The 26,200-nt window shown below is 42.8% G+C and carries 21 protein-coding genes; 12 read left to right on the top strand and 9 right to left on the bottom strand.

All coding sequences use genetic code 11. The features are described 5' to 3' along the window. Positions 1–97 precede the first annotated feature (97 nt). Both EMP01_RS06660 and EMP01_RS06665 read left to right on the top strand, forming a co-directional pair. A complete protein-coding gene (locus EMP01_RS06660; protein ID WP_129020731.1) occupies positions 98–2,017 on the top strand; it encodes a T9SS type A sorting domain-containing protein in 1,920 nt (639 codons plus the stop codon). Positions 2,018–2,136: 119 nt separating this feature from the next. Continuing rightward, the gene (locus tag EMP01_RS06665) at positions 2,137–2,871 is read left to right on the top strand and encodes a T9SS type A sorting domain-containing protein (RefSeq protein WP_129020732.1); all 735 of its coding nucleotides are present in this window, start codon (positions 2,137–2,139) and stop codon (positions 2,869–2,871) included. Positions 2,872–2,949: 78 nt separating this feature from the next. On the opposite strand, the gene EMP01_RS06670 is transcribed toward EMP01_RS06665, so the two are convergent. After that, positions 2,950–3,987 carry a T9SS type A sorting domain-containing protein gene (locus EMP01_RS06670; protein WP_129020733.1) on the bottom strand — a complete coding sequence of 346 codons (1,038 nt, stop codon included), beginning with the start codon at positions 3,985–3,987 and terminating at the stop codon, positions 2,950–2,952. A gap of 622 nt (positions 3,988–4,609) precedes the next feature. Here EMP01_RS06670 and EMP01_RS06675 point away from each other — a divergent pair. Next, entirely contained in the window at positions 4,610–5,758 is a 1,149-nt protein-coding gene (locus tag EMP01_RS06675) for a hypothetical protein (RefSeq protein ID WP_129020734.1), read from the top strand. Between the two features lie 84 nt (positions 5,759–5,842). On the opposite strand, the gene EMP01_RS06680 is transcribed toward EMP01_RS06675, so the two are convergent. The 6 genes from EMP01_RS06680 to EMP01_RS06705 form a co-directional block, all read right to left on the bottom strand. Then, the gene (locus tag EMP01_RS06680; RefSeq protein ID WP_129020735.1) at positions 5,843–6,655 is read right to left on the bottom strand and encodes a YoaK family protein; all 813 of its coding nucleotides are present in this window, start codon (positions 6,653–6,655) and stop codon (positions 5,843–5,845) included. Positions 6,656–6,666: 11 nt separating this feature from the next. Continuing rightward, positions 6,667–7,122: a hypothetical protein gene (locus tag EMP01_RS06685; RefSeq protein WP_129020736.1), complete on the bottom strand. Its 456-nt coding sequence runs from the start codon at positions 7,120–7,122 to the stop codon at positions 6,667–6,669. 12 nt (positions 7,123–7,134) lie between these two features. Continuing rightward, positions 7,135–7,641: a hypothetical protein gene (locus EMP01_RS06690; RefSeq protein WP_129020737.1), complete on the bottom strand. Its 507-nt coding sequence runs from the start codon at positions 7,639–7,641 to the stop codon at positions 7,135–7,137. Between the two features lie 151 nt (positions 7,642–7,792). After that, a complete protein-coding gene (locus EMP01_RS06695; protein ID WP_129020738.1) occupies positions 7,793–9,190 on the bottom strand; it encodes an ATP-binding protein in 1,398 nt (465 codons plus the stop codon). 17 nt (positions 9,191–9,207) lie between these two features. Further along, on the bottom strand, positions 9,208–9,909 hold the full coding sequence (locus tag EMP01_RS06700; RefSeq protein WP_129020739.1) for a response regulator transcription factor: 702 nt from the start codon (positions 9,907–9,909) through the stop codon (positions 9,208–9,210). Positions 9,910–10,061: 152 nt separating this feature from the next. Then, positions 10,062–11,447, bottom strand: coding sequence for a LutB/LldF family L-lactate oxidation iron-sulfur protein (locus tag EMP01_RS06705; protein WP_129020740.1), 1,386 nt, complete (start codon positions 11,445–11,447; stop codon positions 10,062–10,064). A 257-nt stretch (positions 11,448–11,704) separates the two neighbouring features. Between EMP01_RS06705 and EMP01_RS06710 the strand changes: the two genes are divergently transcribed. From EMP01_RS06710 to EMP01_RS06720, 3 genes are read left to right on the top strand one after another with little or no spacing between them, the layout of a single operon-like run. After that, a complete protein-coding gene (locus tag EMP01_RS06710) occupies positions 11,705–12,400 on the top strand; it encodes an LOG family protein (protein WP_129020741.1) in 696 nt (231 codons plus the stop codon). A 2-nt stretch (positions 12,401–12,402) separates the two neighbouring features. Then, the gene (locus EMP01_RS06715) at positions 12,403–13,059 is read left to right on the top strand and encodes an O-methyltransferase (RefSeq protein ID WP_129020742.1); all 657 of its coding nucleotides are present in this window, start codon (positions 12,403–12,405) and stop codon (positions 13,057–13,059) included. Between the two features lie 23 nt (positions 13,060–13,082). Continuing rightward, positions 13,083–14,924 (top strand): glucosaminidase domain-containing protein, encoded by a 1,842-nt coding sequence (locus EMP01_RS06720; RefSeq protein WP_129020743.1) that lies wholly within the window; start codon positions 13,083–13,085, stop codon positions 14,922–14,924. A 72-nt stretch (positions 14,925–14,996) separates the two neighbouring features. Here EMP01_RS06720 and EMP01_RS06725 read toward each other — a convergent pair whose 3' ends face one another. Then, positions 14,997–15,671: a YggS family pyridoxal phosphate-dependent enzyme gene (locus EMP01_RS06725; protein ID WP_129020744.1), complete on the bottom strand. Its 675-nt coding sequence runs from the start codon at positions 15,669–15,671 to the stop codon at positions 14,997–14,999. A gap of 7 nt (positions 15,672–15,678) precedes the next feature. Next, complete coding sequence (gene panB, locus EMP01_RS06730; protein ID WP_129020745.1) at positions 15,679–16,494, bottom strand: 3-methyl-2-oxobutanoate hydroxymethyltransferase; 816 nt, start codon at positions 16,492–16,494, stop codon at positions 15,679–15,681. A gap of 278 nt (positions 16,495–16,772) precedes the next feature. Between panB and EMP01_RS06735 the strand changes: the two genes are divergently transcribed. From EMP01_RS06735 to EMP01_RS06760, 6 genes are all read left to right on the top strand, one after another. Further along, the gene (locus EMP01_RS06735; RefSeq protein WP_161971239.1) at positions 16,773–20,459 is read left to right on the top strand and encodes a S8 family peptidase; all 3,687 of its coding nucleotides are present in this window, start codon (positions 16,773–16,775) and stop codon (positions 20,457–20,459) included. 114 nt (positions 20,460–20,573) lie between these two features. Then, positions 20,574–21,548, top strand: a complete 975-nt coding sequence (locus tag EMP01_RS06740; RefSeq protein WP_129020747.1) for a deoxyhypusine synthase family protein — start codon at positions 20,574–20,576, stop codon at positions 21,546–21,548. 223 nt (positions 21,549–21,771) lie between these two features. Further along, positions 21,772–23,235 (top strand): ArnT family glycosyltransferase, encoded by a 1,464-nt coding sequence (locus EMP01_RS06745; protein ID WP_129020748.1) that lies wholly within the window; start codon positions 21,772–21,774, stop codon positions 23,233–23,235. 3 nt (positions 23,236–23,238) lie between these two features. Further along, entirely contained in the window at positions 23,239–23,787 is a 549-nt protein-coding gene (locus tag EMP01_RS06750) for a DUF1697 domain-containing protein (RefSeq protein WP_129020749.1), read from the top strand. Between the two features lie 59 nt (positions 23,788–23,846). Beyond that, positions 23,847–25,208 (top strand): MATE family efflux transporter, encoded by a 1,362-nt coding sequence (locus EMP01_RS06755; protein WP_129020750.1) that lies wholly within the window; start codon positions 23,847–23,849, stop codon positions 25,206–25,208. Further along, complete coding sequence (locus EMP01_RS06760) at positions 25,201–26,190, top strand: T9SS type A sorting domain-containing protein (RefSeq protein WP_129020751.1); 990 nt, start codon at positions 25,201–25,203, stop codon at positions 26,188–26,190. Before EMP01_RS06755 ends, EMP01_RS06760 begins: the two co-directional genes overlap by 8 nt. The last annotated feature ends 10 nt before the right edge of the window (positions 26,191–26,200 follow it).

Genomic DNA, 26,200 nt, shown 5'->3' on the forward strand with positions numbered 1-26,200 from the left:
ATTTTTTTATTAGCATTTTTTGTATAATTTCATCTTCTATAATTTAACCGATTATTAAAATAGCATTATTTAACTGTTAAAAAACACGTTGTTGAAAATGAAAAGAAGTTTACTTTTATTAGGTACATTCCTGACTTTAGCCGGAGTATCTAATGCGCAAAAATTAGCATTATACGAAGAGTTCTCTGGTGAAAACTGTGCTCCTTGTGCTGCTCTGAATCCTGCATTGATGACTTTAATCAATGCTAACCCTTCAAAAGTACTGTTACTGAAATATCAGTCTCCGATTCCTTCTGCGGGATCTATATACCTGACTAACACTGTATTTACCGATAACCGTATGGGCTATTATTCTGTACCGTTCGCGCCATATGGCCGTATCAACGGTAAAGTAGTAGGTACAGGTTCTAATGCAGGTAACATCAGCATGACTACACAGGCGATCATTGATGGTGCTGCTGCTGAGGCATCTAACTTTACTATTGCAGTAAGCAACCCTACTTACAATGCTGATGGTCAAACCTTCACTGCAACTGTAACAGTAACTGCTACTGCTGCTAATACTACCAATAACTTAAAATTACGTTTTGCATTAGCTGAAGAGCTGCAATATGCAACTGCTCCTGGTAGCAATGGTGAAACTCACTTCCAGAATGTAGTTCGTCAGATGTATCCTAACGCGGATGGTCAGACTGTAGATGCTGCATGGACTGCTGGTCAGGTAAGAACATACACTGTTACAGGTTCTATTCCTTCTTACGTAAGCGCTACAGCTCCTACACGTATGTTCGTTGCTTTCCTGCAAAACGAAACTACTAAAGAGGTGCTGCAAGCAGGTAAAACAGGCAACATCACGATCACTAAACCAGCGGCTGATGCATCAATCACTGCGGTAACTCCTGCTACTAATTTGTTATGTCAGGTGCCAGCAGCCTTGAATAATATTACTACAACCATCAAAAATACCGGTACAGCTACGCTTACTACCGCTACTGTTTACTACCGTGTAGGTACTTCAGGCGCATGGCAAACAGCTACTTGGAATGGTAACTTGGCTGCAGGTGCAACTGCTAACTTCACTTTACCTACTATCAATATCACTACTCCAGGTCAGATTGCTATCCAGGATTCTATTGCATTACCAAATGCTAAGATTGATCTGAATGATTATGATAATAAAGGTGCAGGTACATTAACTGTACTTGACGCAAATGCTGTTAATATTCCTCTGACAAATAGCTTTGAAACAGCTAATACTTCATGGGTTGCATATGCTCCGGCTAATGGTTATCCTTTTAATCGTGCCTCTAGTCAAGGTTTAGGTCGTAATGGATCAAACTATATGTTATACTATCCTTGTTTCAATCTGCCTGCTGGTGTTAGCGGATATCAAATATTCCCTAAAACAACTTTACCTGCTGGTGCTAAAGCTTTAGATTTCTATCTGAACTATGCACAGTATATTGATCAGAATGGTCAAACTTCAGGTGATAAACTGGAAGTAGTATATTCTACAGATTGTGGTACTTCTTGGACTTCTGTTTGGTCTCAACAAGAGGCTAACTTAGCTACTGCTGCTCCTACTGGTTCTAACTATTTACCTGCTGCTGATAAATGGCAACTGAGATCTATTGATATGACCAACGTTCCTACTGATGCTTATATCGCATTCAGAACAACATCTGGTTATGGTAACAACATTTTCGTCGATGATGTTAATTTGCGTGTAGGTGAACCAACTGCTATTGGTGATGTAGTTGCAGAAAACAGCATCAAAGTTTATCCTAATCCAGTGGTTAATGAACTGAATGTTGAAATGGAAATGACTAAAGCTACTAAAGTTACGTTCACTGTAATGAATGCTTTAGGCCAAGAAGTAATGGCTCCGGTTGCTCAGAACATGAGCAATGGTGTTCAAAGCACTAAACTGGATGTAACTGCTTTACCAGCGGGTATCTACTTCCTGAATATTGTGACTCCTAACGGAAAAACACAACAAAAATTTGTTAAAAAATAATATTTTTTAATATAAACACTACGAAAGGCCAATAAAATTTATTGGCCTTTCGTTTTTATATAGAATTTATACTTAAATTTGATAATAAGTTTTTAAAAAAATTGATATAATATTAAATTATGAAAAAAGTTTTTACACTGTTGTGCGCTGGTTTTGGGATAGGATTGACATCCGCTTCAGCTCAGGTTTTTGAATTGGCTCGTCCTACGATGACTGCCTCTACTCCAGGTTATGCTGGTTCCAATTGGGATGATGGTGCAGTGAAACTGATCAATTACGTAAGAAATCTTGGTGCTGCGCCAATCACAGATCTGAAATGGCAGATTGTGGAGAAAAATTTTCCGTTTGCCTGGACTTTATACACTTTCTGTGATAACGAAACCTGTCTGACAGAAGGCCAGATTCCACAGTACATTACTTCTCCTAAAACATTCCAGCCGATTGCGGTAGGAGATAGTTCTCTGTTTGAGCCTGCTTTCAAAATTCCTACTACTGCAGATAATGGTGTGGGAACCTTAAAAGTACGTGTATATAATAATGCGCAGTCTGATACTGGTATTTTCATCGTAACCAAAACACCAACCGGTATCAACACTATCAAGGTTAATGATAACCGAGTAACAGTTTATCCTAACCCTGCTGTTCAGGATGATGTTACAATCTTTGTAAACAAAGACCTGAAAGCAAAGTATACTAAAGTGTACAATGTAATCGGTGCTGAAGTTGCTGTTGCAAATATCAACGGCGAATTAGCTCAGATCAATACAGCTGCTTTTGCAAAAGGTACTTATATTGTACAGGTAGTTGCTGCTGACGGTTCACTGGTTGCAACCCGCAAACTGATCAAGAACTAATATTAGCAATACAAGATTAATATATAGAAAAGGGAATGCGTTTGACGCATTCCCTTTTCTATATATTGTAACAGAGCATTACTTTTGCAGTATTACTTTGAATTTTTCCTGTCCTGCCAGGATATAATAAGTACCGTTTGACAGATTGCTCAGGTTCAGGTTTGTTTGCTGAGCACCTTGCTCAGATGCAACCTGCTGTACCTGGCCCAGGTTATTATAAACATATACCTGCTCTGTATTGCTTAAGCCAATCAGGCTTATATTGCCGCTTGTCGGGTTAGGGTACGCCATAACAGTAGCTTTAGTAGCTTTACTACCTTCTACAGAAACGATAGCAGAATATTCATATGCTGCATTCATATCTATTTGCTTTAAACGATAGTATGCTTTTTTACCAGTATTCAGTTCAGCGTATTGATATGATAAAGCTTCTTTGCTATTACCTGCTACAGCTTGTGTTGCTACAAAACCAACCGTTGTCCATGATGTGGCATCATTGCTGCGCTCGATTTCAAAACCTTTATTGTTTTGCTCACTTAAGGTTTCCCAATACAGTACTGTATTCTGTCCTTTAGCAGCAACGGAGAATTTGCTTAACGTTACTGGCAATGGGGCAACAGCAGTAGGTGTTCCTGTAGCAGTTGTATTTACACCCGGTGCATTTACAGCCAGTTTTACGCCATCCACGATATCATTAATTACATCATTGTCTGTATAAAGACCTGTTCCGGTAACTTTTGAAGCTGTACCATTATTAGGACCATAAGAGGTCATGGTACCTGTACGGGTGTTCAACGGAATAGCAGAATTGCTTTGTGCACTCTGGAAATAGTTGTTGTTTTTGGCAAAAAATACCTGGTAAGAGTAAAATATGCCGTTGCTTCCGGGACCGGTAATGGTATTCGTGTACGACAGCTTGATATTGTACTGAAAGTTACCAGGTCCGTAATAGTTTACTACATCGATACCGGTGATTGTGATTTGTGTGTTTACCGTATACCCGTTAGTAGAAACGATCGGACTAATAGTGTACGCTACATCTGCACGTGCAGAGAGAGAGAAGGAAGTGATTGCCGTCAGGCATAATACAGCTCTTTTGAAAAACGATGTTTTCATGAATTTTGTTTGAGGGGATTAAACAAATGGTTAATAAATCTGGAGTACTCTTTGCTTTCATAGGGTTGGGTTGGTGTTTATAATTACATGCTTAATTCATTATTAAATGATTGTTATGTAATTATCAGGCCGCAAAAGTAATTGTATGTACAAATAAATTAAAGTAAAATATGCTATATAACATCACGTTAACTTCGGTTAACATAATCGCTATTACATATATTTATCAATAGTTTTTTTTCTATCATACTGCTTCTTTTACCTCTTTAAACCAAAATGGTTTTACCCAGACTTCAATTAATACTCAATATCTAAATCTGTAAAGATTGTTTGGGAGAGTATATGCCATAACCGTGCCAAAGGAAATACGTATTGATATTCAATTGATTACGCGTGTGTTTTTGATTTTTATGTTCCATTTTCCGGAAAGGCATTCTGGATGTTGGAATGATTTTCATCATTAGTGTATCATTACCCCAATAAATCACCAGAATAATGATCGTTACAGGAAGCTTAAAATAGGGGAGTATCAATATTAATTAATTGTTACCTTTTTATTTTTTCGTATATTTATATTGTGAATTGCTTATGGAAAACAGGATATCAATGGGCGTTAAGCTGTATGCTGCTACTGGCAGGCTATAGCAGTTATGCGCAGACTATTGATATTTACAAAGAAGCATTTCAGATTCCGGCCATTGAGGTTGATTATCCTCAGGTAAAAGGCCCTATTACTGCAGATAAGGTTGCTATGTATGCAGCTGCATTTGATAACAGTAGTTTCCGGCAGGTGGCCGCCGCATTAAATGAGTATAAAACAGCCCATCAGCTGAGCGACTGGATGTACTACCAGATGGTACGCAGAACAGCCAATTATTTCTATCACAAACCAGATAATTACGAAGGGTACACTTTACTGAAATGGTATCTTATGCGCGCATCAGGTTTTGATGTACGACTGGCTGTAATCGGAGAGCGGTTATTGTTTTATGTGCAGAGCAATGAGGAGGTGTATGATATACCTTTCTTTATGTACGAAAACAAAGCATATCTCTGTTTGAATAAACATGATTATAAAGATGTTGATTTTGAACATCAGCAATTATATAACGTGCCTTTACCGGCTAGTACAGTAGCATTAAAATCATTCTCTTATAAAATAAACCAGTTGCCCGATTTCACGGATAATAACTTTACCAATAAACTGATCGATTTTACATTTAATAATGTGGAGTACCAGTTTGACATTAAAGTAAACAAGTCTATTGATACCTTATTTGTCAACTATCCCGTACTGGATTATGATGCCTACTTCAATATTCCATTGAGCAACAATACGTATGCCACGCTGATTCCTAAACTGAAACAAGTGACTAAAAAAATGTCGCAAAGCCAGGGTGTAGAGTACCTGATGGAATTTGTGCGGAATGCTTTTCAGTATGAAAGTGATATTGTAGCTACAGGCAAAGAACAGCGCTTCTCTCCTGAGCTTACGCTGATCAATGACAAAAGCGATTGCGATGACCGCATAGCCTTATTCTATTTCCTGGTAAAAGAAATTTACAATTTGCCCATGGTTGTCGTGCGTTATCCCACACACGTAATGCTGGCGGTGAAGCTGGATAAAACGAAGGGTAAAACTGTGTCTTACAACAACCAGGAATATGTGATCTGCGAGCCTACACCACAGGCCCGCAACCTGAAGATAGGGCAGATGGCTGAAAAGTATAAAAACCAGCCATACGAAATTGCATATGCCTACCATCCTTAATAAGCATAAAAAATGGTGACAGAAGAATCTGCCACCCTAATACACCTACTATATGTAGAACAAAACGTCTTTATATTGGTACTGCTATTGCAGTACCATTTCATTTCTGTTATTTTTAGAACTTTTAGTACCGGTCTTTTCCGTTTCCGGGGTTTCTTCTTCCTCGCCTTTCTTACGTATTCTCAGTAGTCGGTTTACAGATCTTATTTTATACAGGTCATACACAATTACAAACAGCAGGAACAAGCTCACAATATAGAATACTTTAAACTTCAGGAAACTGTATCCCATACTCGATACAAGGGCTCCAGCCAGGTATGATGCAAAAATGCTTACGAGGAGTTTTGCCTTGTCTATAATATGCTGTTTGTTGCGGTACTCTTTATGGGTAAACATAGAGAATAGTATAGCCAGGTCTGTAGTAGCACCGGTAAGGTGGGTTGTCTTCACCGCGAAGTTGGAAATACTTGCAGTAAGGCCGTTTTGCAGTCCCATAGCAAAAAGCATGAGCAACAGCAGCACCTCAGTCTCCATAAGCGTATCCTTATAATAATAGCTGCCGTAGACACCTACAAATAATAAACAAGCCATCTCCAGTATGATGGGCATAGCATGCGCCAGGTAAGCATTACGCTTATTGAAGTGGATTACGATAAAGTTGGATAAAAAGCTTCCGAAAAAGAAGGAAGATATCCATATGGCCACCACTGCAAACTGATACAGGTTACCTTTGATCAGCTCCGACATCATTACCGCATAATATCCGGTTACATTAGAGCTAAAGGAAAAAAACAGCAGGAAGGAGGCTACATTCACCATGCCGGCTACGAAAGCCGTAAGGGTGCCCAGTTTGATGTTATCACTTAATGTTCTGCTATTGCTATATTTCCGTAACATAATTTCTTTCTTTAAGTCTTCTCAAAAATTAATTTTGCTGATTCTTTTACATGCATATCTGATAAGTAATTCAGTTCTATCTTGTCGTTTTCCACTGTAGAGATATCATAGTGCTCTGTCACAGAGCCATCGGTAATCTCCAGTACATTGCCCCTTCCTTTAAGCGACCACCTCATGGTTTTGATCGTATCGTCATGTTTGGTCAGTAGTAAAACACCGTTTTTTTTAAAATTCCAGGTTTCACCGGTATGGATGCGAACGTCTTCTTCATTGGCAGTGGCGATCCTGTTCTGTTTATCGGCCAGTTGGTGCAACAGGAAACGGTCTGCTTCTTTGTATTCCCAGGCGGCCTCTTTCCAGATACCTAAAAAGTTTTTCTCCGGAGTCTTCAGTTTTGTGAAGAGCAGGTATGCCGGACTCAACAGCAGCAAAAAGGCCAGGGTGTATATTACTTTTCTCAGTATCATAATGTGTTGTATTTAGCGGCTTAGGGCCACGTTATTGTTGAATAGGGAAGAGATATCTGCCGTATCTGCGTTCTTAGGAATTTCCTGTTCACAATTCAGTTTAGTGACCGGCGTTTCAGCCCTAAGTGCATATTTGGTGATGTCGAAACTCTTCTTGTTATGAGGTTTAAAGGTCAATTGTTCCGAAAGAATAATCTCATCGATCCTGTTACCGGTAAGGTAGTTTTCAAAAGCACTCTGGTTATGCCCGGTAAAAATGTCGATATGAACATTACGTAATTTGCTGTCGTACTTATTCTGCAGAATTTTCACAGCATCTTCAAAGTGCTCAATATTCAGCTCTTTCAGTATGCGGTATTTAGAGAAAAAAAGCAGGTCGCTTATAGAATCAGACAAGGTTTGGCCATGTACCAGTACAACATCCAATACTGCTTCCTTACTACTTTTCTGTAAATAATGCTTTAATACATTTAAGGATTCAATTGAGAAATCGGTTGGCAATAAAATCTTGTGCGCCATAATCGAACGTTTTTTTGATGTATAATGCAAAAGTAGTTCGGGCACATTAGAGGCTCCTAAGAGCCATGTAAGAATCAGATTAAAATAAAAGGGGTGAAATTAGAATCGGATTAGAATCCGTTTCTTAACAGTTCTGTAGCAGATTTTGCGTTTAATTATCATTTGCAATAGGCAGGTCTATCTGTACCGTAGTACCCTTGTTCTCCATAGCCCTTACGGTTATCTTGCCGGAGTGCATCCGTATAATATTGCGGGTGAGGGGCAGGCCTATACCATAACCCTCGTAGTTCTTCGTATTAGATGCGCGGAAGAACGGATCGTAGATATACTTCAGTTCATCATTAGGAATGCCGATGCCGGTATCTCTGATGATGATAAATACTTTTTCATTAGAAGACCCAATGGATACATGCACCATCTGGTTGTCGGAATATTTACAGCCATTACTGATGATATTGGTAAAGGCCAGGTGCAGCAATTGCTCATTGCCCACCACCCTTAGTTTCTTTGAATTTTCAGGTAAGAGGCTGGTATCGAAATACACCTTATTCTGCTGATCCAGTTTCTCGATTGTGGCAATACAATCCCATAACAACTGATCGATACGCAGTTTTTCAAACTTCTGTACTTTGCCGTCAAACCCGGTCTGGGCCAATGACAGCAGGGCTTTGGTCTTACGGTCCAGCTTGCCGGCTTCGTCAAGAATGATAGAAAGCGTCTCGATATATTCTTCCGTAGACCTGATCTTGGAGAGGCATACATCAGCCGTACCGATAATGCCCGTCAGGGGGGTACGCAGCTCATGTGATGCGTTGCTGATAAAGTTATTCTGCGTTTCGAAAGAGGTTTCGATACGGTTAAGCATATCATTAAACGTAGCGATAAGCTTATTCAGTTCATTGTTATACTTCTCCTCATCCAGGCGTAAGTGCAGGTTTTCGGAACTGATCTGTTTTACCCTGTTGGTAATCCTGTTGATGGGTTTAAATATATTTTTGGATACATATACAGAGGCGATCAGTGCAATCAGCGTAGCAATCGCAATGGACACCAGCAGGGTACGCTGCAGGTATTTTATCAGCTTGTTTTCGAAATAATTTTCGGCAGATGCGATTACATAATAAGTGCTGCCTCGATAGCGATACAAAACCCCTTTGTAAAGGATCTTGCCATGTGTATATTCCGCATCGCCTGTTTTGTACAAGGTAGTAAAGAAGTTCAGCGGAACGGCAACAGAGTCGGCCAGTTTCTTTTGTTGTGCTACAACAGGCTCTGATGCCTGGAAAACGTAATCGTTCTCATTTTTAAGTTTCTCCGCCACTTCTTTATGAATGGCATTGTAGCCCGATACGAACGCAGAGTCCTGGTGTGCCGCATCAATACTGATCTTTGCCACCGTATTGGCCCGGATCTTAAGGGTGTTGAAGAAATCATCATACATATAATTATTGATCGAGATATACACGATCACACCAAGAATAATGGTCAGGCCAATGATGGAGAAGAACAGCATCATGATTGCCTTGAATTGTATGTTGATTTTTGCCATGCGGGAAAATTAAACTGCTATTCACTCTTTAGTACATACCCCATACCGATAACGGTATGAATCAGTTTACCCTGATTGTATCCCTCGATTTTTTTACGCAGGTAATTGACATAAACGTCCACTACATTGGTAGACATATTGAAGTCTACATGCCAGACCTTCTCCAGTATCTCCATACGGGACAGAACCTTGTTTTTGTTTTGGAGAAAATACAAGAGCAGGCGGTATTCGGTGCTGGTCAGCTGTATGTCTATACCGTCGCGGGTTACCTTTTTAGTATAATCGTTAAGGATCAGGTCATCGATAGTATATATAGCCTCCTGCTCTTCGGGGTGCAGGTGCTCCTGATCATTATTGCCGGTGCGGCGCAGCAGGGTTTTGATACGGGCTACCAGTTCTATAAATTTAAAGGGCTTCACCAGGTAATCATCTGCTCCGGCCTCCAGGCCGATCACCACATTTTCTGAAGTGCCCAAAGCCGTAAGAAACAGGATCGGCACTTTGGTATTCTTTTTACGAATGGCTTTACATACTTCAAGACCATTCATTTCCGGGAGCATGATGTCCAGGATGATCAGGTCAAAACCATTCTGATCTGCCATAGACAAGCCCGTTTTGCCATCCAGTGCAACACTGACTTCATAACCATCCTCACTAAGTCCTTTTGTAATAAAAGAGACCACATGAGCTTCATCTTCTACCAGTAATATTCTGTTCATCTATTATAAATGTCTTGTGTATACCGTACTGCAGCAGCTGCAGACTGCAAACTCGAAGATAAGAAAATCTTGTATAAGCTTTTCCTTTTTAAGGATTTATGACCGAGTAACGACTTAAAATATACAGGCTGCCCTGAGGCAGCCTGTATATTTTAAGTCGTTTTATTTTTCTGGTATTCTTTCCAGATTTTAGCAAAATTCTTTTTCGGGAATACCGGTGTAACTCTCGATTCGCCCCACATCGGTGCAAACAGTTTTGTGAATACTTTATTCTTCATATTGCTGCTCGCCATATTCATCAGCGGACGATAGGAGACTCCGGTGCGGAACAGCTTCCAGCCCAACCGCTCTTTTACCTCACTGTTGCCCTCATCTACAAAAATACTACGGTTCTCCAGCAGCATCTCATGTATGTTGATCTTAACCGGGCATACCTCAGTACAGTTACCGCAAAGGCTGGAGGCAAAGCTCAGGTGACCGTTTTCCTGCATACTGGTCAGGTGTGGCGTAATCACCGCACCGATAGGTCCGCTGTAGGTTGTACCATAAGCATGGCCACCGATATTTTTATACACCGGGCAGGCATTCAGGCAAGAGCCGCAGCGGATGCAGTACATACTCTCCCTTACCTCTTTACGCAGCAGATTGGTACGTCCGTTGTCCAGCAGGATCACATACATCTCTTCCGGACCATCCATTTCATTGGCGGTCTTAGGTCCGAAAAACAAGGTGTTGTATACCGTTAATTTCTGACCTGTTCCAAACGTAGATAAGAGTGGCCAGAAATGAGCAATGTCTTTTAAAGAGGGGATGACCTTCTCAATGCCCACAATGGCAATATGCACCTTGGGTAAGGTAGTGGTCAGTCTGCCGTTACCCTCATTTTCAGTCAGGGCAATAGCACCGGCATCAGCAACAATAAAGTTGCCACCGGTAATACCGATATCAGCAGTTATAAATTTAGAGCGTAAGCGCTCCCTGGCAATAAGGGTCAGTTCTTTAGGACTCAGGTTAGGGGCCACGCCCAGTTTCTGGTGAAACAGTTCTGCGATATCCTCCTTGCTTTTGTGCATGGCAGGCGTCACAATATGGTACGGTGGCTCATCATCGAGCTGCTGTATATATTCACCCAGATCAGTCTCTACAGACTCCAGGCCCAGCTTCTCCAGGAATCGGTTCAGGTGTATTTCCTCCGTCACCATCGATTTGGATTTTACCACACTTTTCGCCTTCACCTTATCACAGATCTCAGCAATAGCGGCCAGTGCCTCATCTGCATCTTCTGCCCAGATTACTTTCCCGCCTTGCTCACAGAATTTCTTTTCGAAGGTTTCGAGGTGCCTGTCCAGTTCTTCAATAGCCTTCCATTTAATATTTTTGGCCCTTTTGCGCGCCATTTCCAGGTCTGCATACTGTTTCTTTCCGTTAACTACCGCCGTATTGTACTTGTCAATATTAAACGCAATGGTTTTGCGATGTTTGGCATCGTTAACCTTCTCCTTACTTTTCTCCAGGAATATATCTTTAATCTCACTCATAAGCAGTAATCCTTGCTATTCAGGCACTAAGATAAGGCGATTATGGTAAAATATGCCGACAAGCTTGTAGCAAGTGCCTAAAAAGGCGGGTCGATCTCAGATATAAGCAGAATATTTATGCTGTATTTTGTTGATATTCATTTGGTAGCAGTGGTTTGAGCATAAATTTAAAGAAAATGTGAAACTGCGTGCAAACAGGCAGGCATAAACGTTATTAATAGTATCTTTGACGATTAATCAATACCATATTTTTTTTAATGGAGTATTTCAAAAAGGTCAGAGAGAGAGATTGGACAGAACCTAAAGCACATTCCAGCTGGCAGATTTTTAAAATTATGGCCGAGTTTGTTGAAGGATTTGAAAAGCTTAATAAGATTGGTCCTTGTATTTCCATCTTCGGTTCGGCAAGAACGAAGCCAGAAGATAAATATTATAAATTAACGGTAGAGATCGCTCAGAAGTTGTCTGAGATCGGTTTCGGAATCATCAGTGGTGGTGGCCCGGGTATTATGGAAGCCGCTAATAAAGGTGCCTATGAGATCGGTGGTAAATCAGTGGGACTGAACATTTTTCTGCCACATGAGCAACACCATAACCCATATTTAGACATAGATAAGAACCTTAGTTTCGACTATTTCTTTATCCGTAAGCTGATGTTTACCAAATACGCCCAGGGCTTTATTATGATGCCGGGCGGATGGGGTACTATGGATGAATTTTTTGAAATTGCTACCCTGGTACAAACGCAGAAGTCTATCAACCTGCCCCTGATATGTGTAGGCAAGTCCTACTGGCAGGGCCTGTTTGACTGGATGAAGAGCACCATGCTGGAAACACACCATAATATCAGTGAGCAGGACCTGGACCTGATCAAGATATATGACACTGCAGATGAGGTGGTAGATTATATCAACGAATTTTATGCCAATAATAAACTGGTTCCTAATTTCTAAGCATGGAGGCACAATATCAGATCACATCAGAAGCGATCAATACATATGCAGAGCAGTATTCTACACCGGAAACACCGGTACTGAAGGCGCTTAATGAAACGACCGTGGCAGAGGTGAGGGGCGCACAAATGCTGTCCGGTGCCCTGCAAGGGTCGTTCCTCAGCATGATCAGCAAACTGATTCGGCCTAAAAATATACTGGAACTGGGTACCTATACCGGTTATTCTGCAATATGTCTGGCGCAGGGATTGCAGGATGGAGGGCAGCTGCATACTATCGATACAGATGATCAGCTGCAGACTATACGGGATAAGTACTGGAAAGAAGCAGGACTGGAGCAGACTATTGTACAACATATAGGACCGGCAGCAGAGGTATTACCACAAATCAATACAATCTTTGATTTGATCTTTATAGACGCCGATAAGAAAAACTACGGCGTATACTTTGATATGCTGATCGATCAGGTGCCTGTAGGTGCCTGTTTTATAGCCGATAATGTTCTGTTCCATAGCGAGGTGGTACAACCCCTGGAAAACCAGAGCAAGTCCGCTAAATATATGCACGAGTTCAATGAGAAAATAAAACATTCAGACCGTGTAGAGCAGGTGATATTACCTATCCGTGATGGGATTACCCTGATCCGTAAAATTAAATAAGTAACTAAAAACTAACTTAGAGTATGATGAGCAGACCATTTTACGGACTACTAGCTGCAGGCTTACTTTTGACTTGCGGCACCGTTAAGGCCCAAACTCAGAATAAAGACGTACTGGATTATATTGCAAAATATAATTCGGTGGCTATTGAAGAACAGCAGAGAACCGGTATCCCGGCAGCTATTACCCTGGCACAGGGTATACATGAGTCTGCCTGTGGTAAAAGCGAGCTGAGTCTCAATGCACATAATCATTTTGGTATTAAATGTAAAAACACCTGGACGGGTGAAACATATACCTATACCGATGATGCAAAGGATGAATGTTTCCGTAAATATGAAAGTGATATGCATTCCTATAAAGATCATTCCGATTTTCTGAAGGGGAATGCCCGTTATGCTGCTTTATTTGCACTGGAGCAAAGCGATTATAAAGGCTGGGCTTTCGGGCTGAAGAAATGTGGTTATGCAACCAATCCGCAGTATGCTATAAAACTGATCGACCTTATTGAACGGTATGATCTGCAGCAATACACCCTCGCTACTAATTACAAAGCAGTCAGTAGTACCGATGGTGCAATCGCCTCTACGGATAAGTACTTTGGAGTAAGCAGCAGTACACAGGATACCGTACCACGTAAGACCAGACGCCGTACCGATGATGGTAATGTGTTTGCCAATGTACCCGCTGAAGAAGATGCCGCACCGGCTGCAGCGAAATATACCATGGCTCCTGCACAGCAGGGCAGTACAGGATTTTATGAGCTCACTACCCGTAACGGACTGAAAGGTTTTTATGCCCCTAAAGGCGAACTCTTATTAAGTGCTGCTAATAAGTTTAATGTACGCTATGCCAAACTGCTGGACATCAATGACCTTGCAGATGCACCATTGCCGGAGGATATGTTTATCTACCTGAGCCGCAAAAATAAAACCGGTTATGAGCCTATGCATACCGTAAAATATGGTGAAACGGTAAGCATTATTGCACAGGATCAGGGTATACGTATGAAAGATTTGCTGGCATTCAATCAATTATTGCCGGGAGAAGAGCCTGCAGAGGGTAGTGTACTATACCTGCAGGGTATGGCTCCGCAAAAACCAGACCTGAGCCGTCAGCAATTTAATACTTCTAAATATAATACAATTGACCGTAGTACACCGGCATCAGGCCAGGAGTACATTGCGACAGGCAATAAGCCTAAATATACCAGCGAGCCGAATGATCCTAAAATGAAAGCATTGCAGGAACAGGAAATGCAGGCGCTGGATAAGCGTACCGCAGAAGCAGCAGCTACAGAAGAATTTAATATTGCCAATGAGCCAGCTGTAGAAGAACAGATCGCTGCAGAAAGAGGAGATGAGGAAGAAGTAGCTGCTCCAAAAGGAGCATCTGCCACTGCTAATACTGAACTGTCTTCTCTGGATAAGCTGAAAGCTAAATTGGACAGATCGGTATACGGAAATACCCCACCGGCTGAACAAAACGCAACTACACGACCTGCTGCAAAAAATAAACCAGGTGCGGTGGTAAATGCCAATCCGGAAGTGAATCCGGCGGCCTCTATTGATACCCGCAGCGCACATGCCAGTCTGAAAAGCAAAATAGATCAGCATCAGAAAGAGTTACAGGAACAGCCTGCACCGGTAGTTGAGCCATACAGAGCACCGCAGACTTCTGCCCCTGTACGTACTCCGGTTCCCAACGTGGCCAAAAGTAACAATGGCGTTCACATCGTGAAAAAGGGAGATACCGCATTCAGCATTGCCAAAAATTATGGCATCAGCCTGGATCAGCTGATCAAATGGAATAAATTACCATCAAGTGGTGCAGTGACTGTAGGTTCGAAGCTGAAAGTCAAATAAGAAACCAAAGAATTCATAACAAGAATGGGTGCCGCAACTAGCAGCACCCATTCTTTTGTTTTATAATTTTACTTAAGCCCTTCTGCCAAACAGCAGGCTTCCGATCCGCACCATATTAGCACCTTCATCAATCGCCAGCTGGTAGTCGCCGCTCATACCCATAGATAAGGTATCAAAGGTAGACTGGCCCAGGAAGGCACTGCCTTTCATGATTTCGAAAATCTGTTTCAGCTGACCGAACTCTGCCCTTACCAGTTCTGTATCTTCAGAAAAGCTGGCCATACCCATAAATCCGCGAATACGCACATGACTAAGGTTCGCTTTTTCGATTTCAAAATAATCACTGAAGCGGCTCAGGTCTGTTTCGTCAAAACCGAATTTAGTCTCTTCCTGCGCAATATGTACCTGCAGCAGGCAATCTATCACGCGGTTATTCTTTTTACCTTCCTTATTGACCTCTTCCAGTAACTTAATACTGTCAATGCCATGTATCAGGTGCACAAACGGAGCAATATATTTAACCTTATTGCGTTGGAGGTGCCCGATAAAATGCCATTGTATGTCTGCCGGTAATTCGCTTTGTTTTTGTACTAATTCCTGTACATAGTTCTCGCCAAAATCTCTCTGGCCCAGATCATACAATTCCCGGATATCGCTTGCAGGCTTGATCTTGGATACTGCAACAAGCGTAGTTTTTTTAGATTTTAATTCAGAAATAATTTCCTGGTAAGCAATCTTATTGACCATCCGTTGATTAGTATTGTTCTTTTTCGTTAGGGAAATCGCGACTCTTTACATCAGCAATATATTGTGCCGTCGCATTATGAATATCGTCTCTGAGATTGGCATAACGACGCAGGAATCTTGGAGAGAAATCCTTCGTAATGCCGAGCAGATCATGCATCACCAATACCTGGCCATCTACGTGCATACCCGCTCCGATACCGATAACCGGGATATGCAGCTCCTCGGCTACGCGTTTACCTAACTCTGCCGGAATTTTTTCCAGTACGAGTGCAAAGGCTCCCGCATCCTGTACCGCATGTGCATTTTTGATCAGTTCTTCTGCTTCCTCTTCTTCTTTGGCCCTTACCGTATAAGTCCCGAATTTGTAAATCGATTGCGGTGTAAGGCCCAGGTGACCCATTACCGGAATGCCCGAAGTGACAATACGCGTAATGGAATCGCAGATCTCAATACCGCCTTCCAGCTTTACCGCATGTGCACCGGCTTCCTTCATGATACGAATGGAAGAGTTCAGTGCTTCTTTACTATTGCCCTGGTAAGTACCGAAAGGCATATCGCATACCACAAAACAACGTTTGGCGCCACGCACCACAGAGCCCGCCATAAAGATCATCTGATCCAGGGTGATCGGCAATGTAGTCTCATGACCTACCATTACATTAGAGGCAGAGTCGCCCACCAGAAGAATATCTATGCCCGCTTCATCGAAAATACCTGCAAAGGCATAATCATATGCGGTGATCATAGATATTTTTTCCCCTTTCAATTTCATTTTCTGAAGGGTGTGGGTAGTTACTCTTTTGATTTCGCTATGTACTGACATCGTGGTTAATTTTAGAGAAATGATTTTTCAAAAGTAAGGCTTTATTTAAACTTGCGGATAATAATTGTCTATACATATTATGTTAGAAAAGCATGATTCCCCGGTGAAATATTGCATTTAATGTCTTTTGTTTTTATCTTTGGCTTTACTAATAGATGATATTGTATGTTGTTATAATATTATCATTAAGCTGTTACATGTTTGAGATTTAATTGATGTATAAAACAATTTGTTTATGCATTAAAATTTGCTTTATTAAATCAACAAAAAACACAAATATGAAACACGCTTTACACGCCATGTTCCTAGGTGCCTTAATTGCAGGTACTGTGCAGCAGGCCGCCGGACAGCAGTTGCTTACTGCCAAAGGAATCCTCCCGCTTCAATCCAGATCAGCTACACAATTTTTAAGTACCCGTACCATAGATTTCGGTACAAAAGAAAAGCAGTATGTGCTGCTGTCCTTCGATCATCTGCTGTCTGCCGAAGAGCGTTCCCGTATAGAAGCCGCAGGCATACAGCTGAAAGACTGGTACCCTGGCAATAGTTACATTGCCCAGGTCAGCAACTTGTCTCAGAATCTGGCAGCATTACAACAAATGGCCAACAATCGCCTGGTGCCCCTTACCGGAATCAATGACCTGCCGACTACTGTGAAAATAAGTACAGCCTTATCAGCGCTCAGCAACCTCAAAGGGCAGGAGATCACGGTTTCGGTTTATGATAAGACTGACATGCCCGCGCTGGTACAGTATCTGGGTACTGCAGGACTGAAATATACCAGAACCGATTATTGTGGAGATAATGAGATCGTACTTACCAGCATGAGCCATAATCAGCTAGAAACCCTTGCAGGACTGTCTTTTGTTGCTTCAGTTGATCTGTACGCAGGAGCACCGGAAGAGGAATGGGCTTTTAAAATGTATTCCAACCAGGTTTTGCCGGCCAACTATCAATATCTCTCCGGAGCGGCCGGAAATGGGGTCTATTTTGGTAATTATGAAACATTCGGCGTAGATACGCTGTATGATTTCAATATGAAAGGCCGACAGCATCCGCAATACTTCGGAACAGGTGTAAACGGTCACGGAACCTCCTGTGCCGAGATTGTGGGCAATGGCAATAATTATGATGAATATGAAGATCGGGGTATGGCACCTGGTATTACCTCATTGTATGTAGGATGGTATAATACTGCAGAAAATTATTACCTGAACAATAATGTCAAACCAATGGTGAGTAACCATTCCGTGGGTTGGGGAGATGGTCAGACAACCTATAATAATGATGCGCGGGAACTGGACCGCATAGCCCGCAGCCTGGGCGGATACCTGCACAGCTGCTCGGCAGGTAACAGCGGAGGTTCAGGACCTTTCCTGGGATATCCTGCCGGATGGGCCAATCTGACGGGGAATATTAAAGTAAACAAAAACAATTTTGTGGTACACTCTGCCAGTAAGCCGGGCGAGCACCACGACTGGACCAATAAAGGCCCAGCAGCAGACGGCCGACTGAAGCCGGATGTCTGCGCCGAAGGCGGGGAGGGCAGTTCCTATGCTTCGCCTGGGGTCATGGGACTGGCCGCACTGTTGTACGAAGTGTATAATACTACCTATGGAACCACAGTGCCACGCAGCGATGTGGTCAAGGCCGTTATCCTCAATACAGCTTATGATATCGACAAGAAAGGGATTGATTTTAAAACCGGCTTTGGCACCATAGATCCGTTGCGGGCAAAAAGAGCCATCGAACAGCAGCACCTGATGACCGGCAGCATGCCGCAGGGTGCCGGAGGTATGCTCTTCTACAACGTAGCCGTGCCGGCAGGAACAGCTGAAGCCAAGATTATGTTGTACTGGCACGATTACCAGGGTGCGGTAGGTGCAGCAAAGGCACTGGTCAATGATATGGACCTTTTTGTGATTACCCCGGTCGGAGATACCGTAAGGCCATGGGTGCTGAACCCTACGCCGGCAACCGTATACGATCTGCCACAGAGGAGAACAGATACGTTGAATAATGTGGAGCAGGTAACCATTGATAATCCTGTAGCGGGTAATTACAGTGTGTATGTAAGGGGTACAGCAGTGCCTCAGGGACCACAGAATTACGCACTGACCTACGATATGGTTCCTTACCAGATCGAGATCACCAGTCCGGTACCGGCTTACCATATGCCTAAAGGCAAAAGCCTGATGATGACCTGGAATATCAGTAATCCCTTAGCCATAACTGCAGATAGCCTTGATGTGTATCTGCAGCGTAACAGTGCCGAGTCATTTACCAAACTCGCAACTGTGGCATATAATAAACGATATTACGAGTATACGATACCCACCTCTTTTCCCAACAGTGCTACAGCGCGTATAGCCGTAACACAGCGTAATACCGGGCTCACCGACACGAGCGATAACTTTTATGTAATGGCTACGCCCGCAAATCTTGCTCTGACACGTATGTGTACCGATACCATAGGTCTGCGCTGGGATACAGTGGCCGCTAATGCCGGAGGTAAATATATAATCTACAGGCTCGGAAATAAATACATGGAGCCGATCGATAGTGTAATGCACCCGGCCAATAAAATTCTTTTGTCTGCCACGACAATACTGGGTGCAGGGCAGCAGTGGAACGAGACGCAGTACTTTGCGGTAGCTGCAAGACATAGCAGCGGTGCGCTTAGTGTGCGCACATTACCCATCAGTACTGTGCTTAACGATCCGCTGATTGCTAGCGCTACACCATCTGTTGCCACCCTCTGTTACGGAGAAGTCACAAAATTGAACTCCGGTGATATCGAGCATGATAGCCTGCAGTGGTTCCGTGCCAGTAACAATGCGTTCTTGTCCGGTGCCGATACCTTACCCAGAACCATGCAGGATACCGGTGCCTATTATTTCAAAGCCTACCTGAACGGATGTATTTATACCAGTCCTGTGTATACGGTCAATGCCGGTGCTGCAGATATTGCCGATACTGCACTCTGGGGCAATTCCCAATGGCTGATCTCTGCCTACAATGGTGGCAATACTTCGTCTACCCCTTATTACGGAGCCAATCCAAAGTATTACGGAAAGTTCAGTACAGACAGTCTTGGGTTTAACAGCAATGATTATTATGCATGGTATAGTTCAGGTCCCAGCAATGCTCCGGGTTATCAGGGCTGTGCATTTTCTTCCGCTTCTGATGCCACAACCGTGTACAAACGCAAAGGCTTTGCTCCCGGTACCTACCAGATCAACCTGCGCAGGGCAGCCGGCAAAATGAAAATGACCATTAATAATGGAACAACAACACAATATGTAAGTCCGAATAATGCATTTACCATAAACAATATCTGGACCGGAACATTGGATGCTAACAGTACCATAAGGGTAGAGGCTTATGGTTCGCATAATTATATTGAGCTTGTACCGATCTCGACCCCATTGCCGGTTACGTTTAAGGCGGTTAAAGCCACTGCTACAAAAGAAGGCACCGTGGTGCTGGATGTTGATATTGCTGTTTCTGAACACGGATCATCACTGTATGCGAGCCGTGCAGGTGATGCGCGCACATTTGATCATCCCTTACCCTCTGTCATCTTATCTCCAGAATATCATAACTACCGCATCACAGACGAATACCCGCTGAGCGGTACGAACTACTACCGTCTGTACTGGAAGAATGCAGATGGTAATGTGCAGTATAGCCCGGTAGTAAATGCTACGATCAGTGGAGACGCCTCCCTTAAAGTGTACCCAACAGTGACCGCAGATGGCCAGGTTAATGTACTGCTGGGCTCCGGTTGGGAAAACGCAAAGATTGATGTAATCAACCTTTTAGGTCAGCAGGTACCGGTACTTCAGAAAGGAGGAAGATCTGGCAGAACAATAGCCCTGAATGCCCTGACTCCGGGTACTTACCTGATCAGGATAAAAGACAAGGAACGTATGCAGACCTTTAAAGTAGTTTACCAGCCATAGTTCTATTATGCGCTTAAGTACATAAACTTTAACCCGGCAAGTCTGTATAATTATGTACTTTTGCGGGACAATTTTAATCGGTACACAAAATAAAACTTATATAAAAGTATAATCATGAGCAAAGGTCCTGTTTCTCAGTTTATAGAACATCATTACAGACACTTTAATGCTGCCGCACTGGTAGACGCAGCAAAGGGATATGAAACCCACCTGAACGAAGGCGGTAAAATGCTGGTATCTCTGGCTGGTGCGATGAGTACCGCAGAGTTAGGTATCTCTCTTGCCGAAATGATCCGTCAGGATAAAGTAGCTATTATTTCCTGTACCGGTGCAAACCTGGAAGAGGATGTAATGAACCTGGTAGCACACTCTCACTACAAACGTGTGCCTAATTATCGTGATCTGACACCTCAGGACGAATGGGATCTGCTGGAAAATCACTACAATCGTGTAACGGATACCTGTATTCCTGAAGAGGAAGCATTCCGTCGCCTGCAGAAGCACCTGGTAAAAGTATGGAAAGATGCTGAAGCCAAAGGCGAGCGTTATTTCCCTCACGAATTCCTGTATCAGGTAGTGAAAAGCGGAGAACTGGAGCAGTATTATGAAATTGATCCTAAAGATTCATGGATCGTTGCCGCTGCTGAAAAAAATATTCCGATCGTTGTACCAGGTTGGGAAGACAGTACTACCGGTAATATCTTTGCAAGCTATTGCATTAAAGGTGAATTACAGGTAAGCACTGTGAAAAATGGTATTGATTATATGATCTTCCTGACAGAGTGGTACCGTGCAAACAGCGGTGGCAAAGGTGTTGGCTTCTTCCAGATTGGTGGTGGTATTGCCGGCGATTTCCCGATCTGTGTTGTACCGATGATGTATCAGGATCTGGAATGGCATGATGTACCGTTCTGGTCTTATTTCTGCCAGATTTCTGACTCCACTACTTCTTACGGATCGTACTCCGGTGCTGTGCCTAATGAGAAAATTACCTGGGGTAAATTAGATATTCATACGCCTAAATTTATCGTAGAAAGCGATGCTACTATTGTTGCTCCGCTGATCTTCGCTTATATCTTAGGACATTAATACATTGCTTTTAAACAGAAAGAGCCGGAGTCATTTGATTCCGGCTCTTTCTGTTTAAAATTGTGCAACAATGATGAGAAAAAATATTTTCTGATTATGTTATTTCACTATATTTGACCCCCATAATCATCGCCTTTATAATTTTTTGTGGCAGCAAAACGTTTGGTTTGAGGATAACAAGACCAACATAAACACATGCCGTCTGTATACTGCTGATTGGACTATGAAATATCAAGAATTTGTATTACGCAAACTGAGCCTCACAGGAGCTATTGTATTAATTTTATGGGTATGCTGGTATAACCTGGGAGGAATGACGATCAGGTTATGGGACGAATCCCGCATGGCCATTAATGCATTGGAAATGTATGAAAGCCGCCATTACTGGGTAACGACTTTTGAACACCAGCCAGACCTGTGGAATACCAAACCCCCACTTATGATCTGGTTACAGGTTTTATCTCTGCATATTTTCGGAGTACACGACTGGGCATTGAGGATTCCGGCTGCACTGGCAGCAACAGCAACATTTACAGCCATATTTCATTTCTGTTACAGAAGGTTGAACAACTTCTGGCTGGGCATATTCAGTGTAGTTGTACTGGCAACGTCTGTTGGTTATGTTCGGGAGCACATTACCCGGACGGGCGACTTCGATCCTTTGCTGATCTTATGGCTGGTACTGGCCTCGCTTAATTTTTTTATTTTCCTGGAGCATAACCGTACACGTTCTTTATACGCCACTTTCATTTTCTTTGGCCTGGCGGTATGTACCAAAGGGGTTGCAGGATTAATTTTTGCACCGGGCGTATTACTCTATACTATTTACCGCAGGCAGTTAAAAAGATTGCTGACCAATCCGCATACCTACATAGGATTGCTGCTGTTCCTGGCTATTGCGCTGCCATATTATTTTATCAGAGAGCATTATAACCCCGGCTACCTGATGGCAGTAAGAGAAAATGAGCTTGGAGGAAGGTTTTTGAAAGCTAAAGAGGGGCACAATCATCCATGGTATTGGTACCTCAATCTTGTGGCCACTGAATTATATGTAGAATGGTGGCCTGTATTTTTCCTGGGCCTTGTTTTCTTGTGGATAGAAAGACGCTCTGATACCCTAATGAATAAGGGTGTCATTTATGCCGCAATATTGGCCATTTCTTATTTTACAATCATGTCAGCTGCCCAAACAAAGCTGGTATGGTATGTGGCACCAGTGTTCCCTTTTGCCGCAATTGTAGTCGCCTACACCATCTGTTTTATAGGAAGAAAAGTATACTTGGAAAGTGCAAAGATTTGGCGGATCGGACAGCCCGTGTTGCCCGTTTTTATACTTTTTGTGGTGGTGCATAATATCTATAATGAATTGTATCTGGCAGACAGGCATAATAATTTAAGTGATATCAATTATTATATCCGGGACAAGTTTATGGCTGAAAAGGATAAGCGCAATATGTTTGTATTGGCACCGGGTTATCAGCCGCACGTATGGTGGTATACACGTGTAGCTGCCAAACAGGGACAAAAAATAGTGCATGACTCTTCTGTAAAAATAAAAGCAGGAGACCGTGTCCTAGTCTCTAAGGGTGAATATATGGATACTGTTACCTCAAGGTATGAGGTAGATACCTTGTATCATACTAACTTTATTGGCGTGTTTGATATTAAGTGCAAGAAACAATTATAAAGTATGAACATAAGTATAGCCCTGTTGAGGGGCATCAATGTAGGCGGGAACAACATTATTAAAATGGAAACCCTTCGTAAAGTGCTGACAGATGCCGGTCTGGAAGAAGTAAATACTTACATACAAAGCGGCAATATTGTATTCCGGCATAAAAAGAGCCTGAAGGATACAGACTGTGCTGCATTGATCGCGGCTGTAATCAAAGAACATTTTGGGTTGAGCATACCCGTAATTGTACGAAGCGCCGCAGAGTGGGAGCAGATATTGCACTCCAATCCCTTCGCTAACAACGGTCGTACCGATGCTGAAAACTGGCATTATATGATGCTCAGCCAGGAACCAGCTGCAGACCTTATTCCTGCAATTGATAAAGCCCTTTATGAGCCCGACCTTTTTGATCGGGTTGGAAATAATGTATTCCTGCATATTCAAAAATTCGGAAATACTAAGCTGTCTAATACTTTGTTCGACAAGAAATGGAAAGTCATCTCTACCGTGCGCAATCATAAAACCATGCTGGCTATAGCAGCATTGGCAGACAAGCTGAAGTAAGAAAAATTCCTTTGACAGAGAATTTGTATCTTTGCGGATTTCCCCCTATTTACAAATTTATGTCACTCAAAACAGAAGCTAGAAATACTACTAAGCTGGCACTGCCTATCATATTTGGAGAGCTGGCACAAATGGTATTGCATATAATCGATACCGCAATGATCGGGGCTACAGGCCCGGATAGCTATAAGCAGGTGGCCGCAGCGGCCCTGGCATTAAGCGTGATCAACATTCCATTTGTATTGGGTATTGGCATCACGATATCCGTATCACAACTGGTATCCATGGCCAAAGGCCGCGGAGATGATAAGGCAATATCTCACTATTTATATAACGGATTCTGGATCTGTGCGATTAGCGCAGTGCTTATTTCATTAGGCATTGAGGGCGGGCAGAATATATTATTTCACCTGGGACAGGACGAGGAAGTAGCCCGTCTGGCCCTTCCTTTCCTTAGGATTATGGGCATCTCAATCGTACCGATGCTGCTGTTCATGACACTGAAACAATTTACCGATGGCCTTGAGTACACCCGTACAGCTATGGTATTGTCCCTGCTTGCCCTGCCGATCAATATTTTTATCAACTGGTTACTGGTTTTCGGCAATATGGGATTCCCCAGGATGGAAATGTTGGGTGCAGCATATGGTACACTGATCACCCGTACCCTTATTTTCGGAGTGCTGGCCTATGTAATCCTGACCCATCGTATCTATAAACCCTATATAGGTTTACGCAAAGAACAATGGAGCCTTAACCTGCAAAGCATTAAAGAGCTGTTGCGTATAGGCGTACCCAGTAGCCTGCAGATCGGTCTGGAGGCTGGAGTATTTGCTGTTTCGGGCATCATCGTTGGTACGATGGGCGGTGGCGGCAAGCAGCTCGCGGCACACCAGATTGCATTACAATGTGCCTCCTTTACCTTCATGGCTTCAATGGGACTGGCACAGGCAGGATCGATCCGCGTGAGTAATGCATTCGGGCAGGGCAGCTGGGCCAAGATCAGTGCGATCGGTAAAAGCACATTTTTATTAGCTTTGTTCTACGGAATCTTCTGTGCTATTTTGTTCATGTTGTTCCGGAATGTACTGCCAGAACTCTTCCTGCACAACCATTCCGAAGGCAATGCAGAAGTGATAACCATTGCAGCTAACCTATTGTTGCTGGCTGGTTTGTTCCAGATTTTCGACGCGACACAGGTAATCAGCGCTGGCTTGCTCCGGGGTATTAAGGATGTAAAGTTTCCTACAGTACTGGTTTTTATCGCCTATTGGGTGCTTGGCTTACCAATGGGTTACCTGCTGGCCGGTGCATTTGATATGCAGGCTTCCGGCATCTGGCTGGGCTTTATCATAGGACTGGCATTTTCTTCCATATCATTAACCAAACGATTTTTAAATAAACTGAAAAGACATGTATAAATATTCTAAAATACTGCTGAGTGTACTGAGTACCTTATGTATCGGACCCGTTTGGGCGCAGCATAATGTTGATGCCAATGCCATTATACCAACGGATACCCGCATTTCCGGCTGGGCAACCGGCTGTACCGTGCAGCGTGGCTGGATGGATATTGCAGACCATAGCCAGGGAGTGGTGACTTTTGGCGTAGAAGCAAATGCAACGGGTGCGCCAGGTGCAAGCACGCAGGTGATCAGTCTGGGAGACAGTGGGGTAGCAGTACTTACATTTGCCACACCGATCCAGAACCTTGATGGTCCTGACTTTGCAGTATTTGAGAATGGTTTCCTGGATCCGGAAAATCCGCAGAATGCATTCCTGGAGTTTGCTTTTGTAGAAGTCAGTTCTGACGGACAAAACTATTTCCGTTTCCCTGCCCAATATACCGGTGCAGATACTCCTCAGTGCGAGAACAGCACTTATGTTGATGGAACAAAATATCATAACCTGGCGGGTCGCTATATCAATGGTTATGGTACACCATTTGACCTGGAAGAGCTTAAAAATACAGCAGGATTGAATGTGAACAGTATTACCCATGTACGTCTTATAGATGTAGTAGGAAGCATTGATCCGCTGTACGGATCGGGAGATAAGGATGGTAAACTGGTTAATGATCCATATCCGAGTGCTTTTGCATCGGGCGGATTTGACCTTTCTGCAGTAGCGGTTTTAAATCATAGAAGTAATGGAATTAAAGATCTGAAAGGAGCGCAATTGTCGTATATAATACCAAACCCTGCTACAGATAACATTAAGATCGAAGGATTTGCAGATAAGAATTTTTACTATAGAATCGTTAATGTTTTAGGACAGGAAATGCTGTCCGGAAATACAACCGGTGCCGAGAATATAGACGTGTCAAGACTTACAGCCGGTAACTATTACATATGGATATCAGGTAACAGTGCAAGAGGTACATTGAGATTTATAAAGCACTAAACTTTTGGAA

The sequence above is a fragment of the Edaphocola flava genome (assembly GCF_004118155.1).
Lineage (GTDB): Bacteria > Bacteroidota > Bacteroidia > Chitinophagales > Chitinophagaceae > Edaphocola > Edaphocola flava.

Excerpts from the sequence above, each read along its gene's own strand:
- EMP01_RS06695 (WP_129020738.1), bottom strand. The coding sequence starts at position 9,190 with ATGGCAAAAATCAACATACAATTCAAGGCAATCATGATGCTGTTCTTC.
- EMP01_RS06705 (WP_129020740.1), bottom strand. The coding sequence starts at position 11,447 with ATGAGTGAGATTAAAGATATATTCCTGGAGAAAAGTAAGGAGAAGGTT.
- EMP01_RS06715 (WP_129020742.1), top strand. The coding sequence starts at position 12,403 with ATGGAGGCACAATATCAGATCACATCAGAAGCGATCAATACATATGCA.
- panB (WP_129020745.1), bottom strand. The coding sequence starts at position 16,494 with ATGTCAGTACATAGCGAAATCAAAAGAGTAACTACCCACACCCTTCAG.
- EMP01_RS06670 (WP_129020733.1), bottom strand. The coding sequence starts at position 3,987 with ATGAAAACATCGTTTTTCAAAAGAGCTGTATTATGCCTGACGGCAATC.
- EMP01_RS06735 (WP_161971239.1), top strand. The coding sequence starts at position 16,773 with ATGAAACACGCTTTACACGCCATGTTCCTAGGTGCCTTAATTGCAGGT.
- EMP01_RS06700 (WP_129020739.1), bottom strand. The coding sequence starts at position 9,909 with ATGAACAGAATATTACTGGTAGAAGATGAAGCTCATGTGGTCTCTTTT.
- EMP01_RS06755 (WP_129020750.1), top strand. The coding sequence starts at position 23,847 with ATGTCACTCAAAACAGAAGCTAGAAATACTACTAAGCTGGCACTGCCT.
- EMP01_RS06745 (WP_129020748.1), top strand. The coding sequence starts at position 21,772 with ATGAAATATCAAGAATTTGTATTACGCAAACTGAGCCTCACAGGAGCT.
- EMP01_RS06685 (WP_129020736.1), bottom strand. The coding sequence starts at position 7,122 with ATGATACTGAGAAAAGTAATATACACCCTGGCCTTTTTGCTGCTGTTG.
- EMP01_RS06660 (WP_129020731.1), top strand. The coding sequence starts at position 98 with ATGAAAAGAAGTTTACTTTTATTAGGTACATTCCTGACTTTAGCCGGA.
- EMP01_RS06740 (WP_129020747.1), top strand. The coding sequence starts at position 20,574 with ATGAGCAAAGGTCCTGTTTCTCAGTTTATAGAACATCATTACAGACAC.
- EMP01_RS06675 (WP_129020734.1), top strand. The coding sequence starts at position 4,610 with ATGCTGCTACTGGCAGGCTATAGCAGTTATGCGCAGACTATTGATATT.
- EMP01_RS06680 (WP_129020735.1), bottom strand. The coding sequence starts at position 6,655 with ATGTTACGGAAATATAGCAATAGCAGAACATTAAGTGATAACATCAAA.
- EMP01_RS06710 (WP_129020741.1), top strand. The coding sequence starts at position 11,705 with ATGGAGTATTTCAAAAAGGTCAGAGAGAGAGATTGGACAGAACCTAAA.
- EMP01_RS06665 (WP_129020732.1), top strand. The coding sequence starts at position 2,137 with ATGAAAAAAGTTTTTACACTGTTGTGCGCTGGTTTTGGGATAGGATTG.
- EMP01_RS06760 (WP_129020751.1), top strand. The coding sequence starts at position 25,201 with ATGTATAAATATTCTAAAATACTGCTGAGTGTACTGAGTACCTTATGT.
- EMP01_RS06720 (WP_129020743.1), top strand. The coding sequence starts at position 13,083 with ATGATGAGCAGACCATTTTACGGACTACTAGCTGCAGGCTTACTTTTG.
- EMP01_RS06750 (WP_129020749.1), top strand. The coding sequence starts at position 23,239 with ATGAACATAAGTATAGCCCTGTTGAGGGGCATCAATGTAGGCGGGAAC.
- EMP01_RS06690 (WP_129020737.1), bottom strand. The coding sequence starts at position 7,641 with ATGGCGCACAAGATTTTATTGCCAACCGATTTCTCAATTGAATCCTTA.
- EMP01_RS06725 (WP_129020744.1), bottom strand. The coding sequence starts at position 15,671 with ATGGTCAATAAGATTGCTTACCAGGAAATTATTTCTGAATTAAAATCT.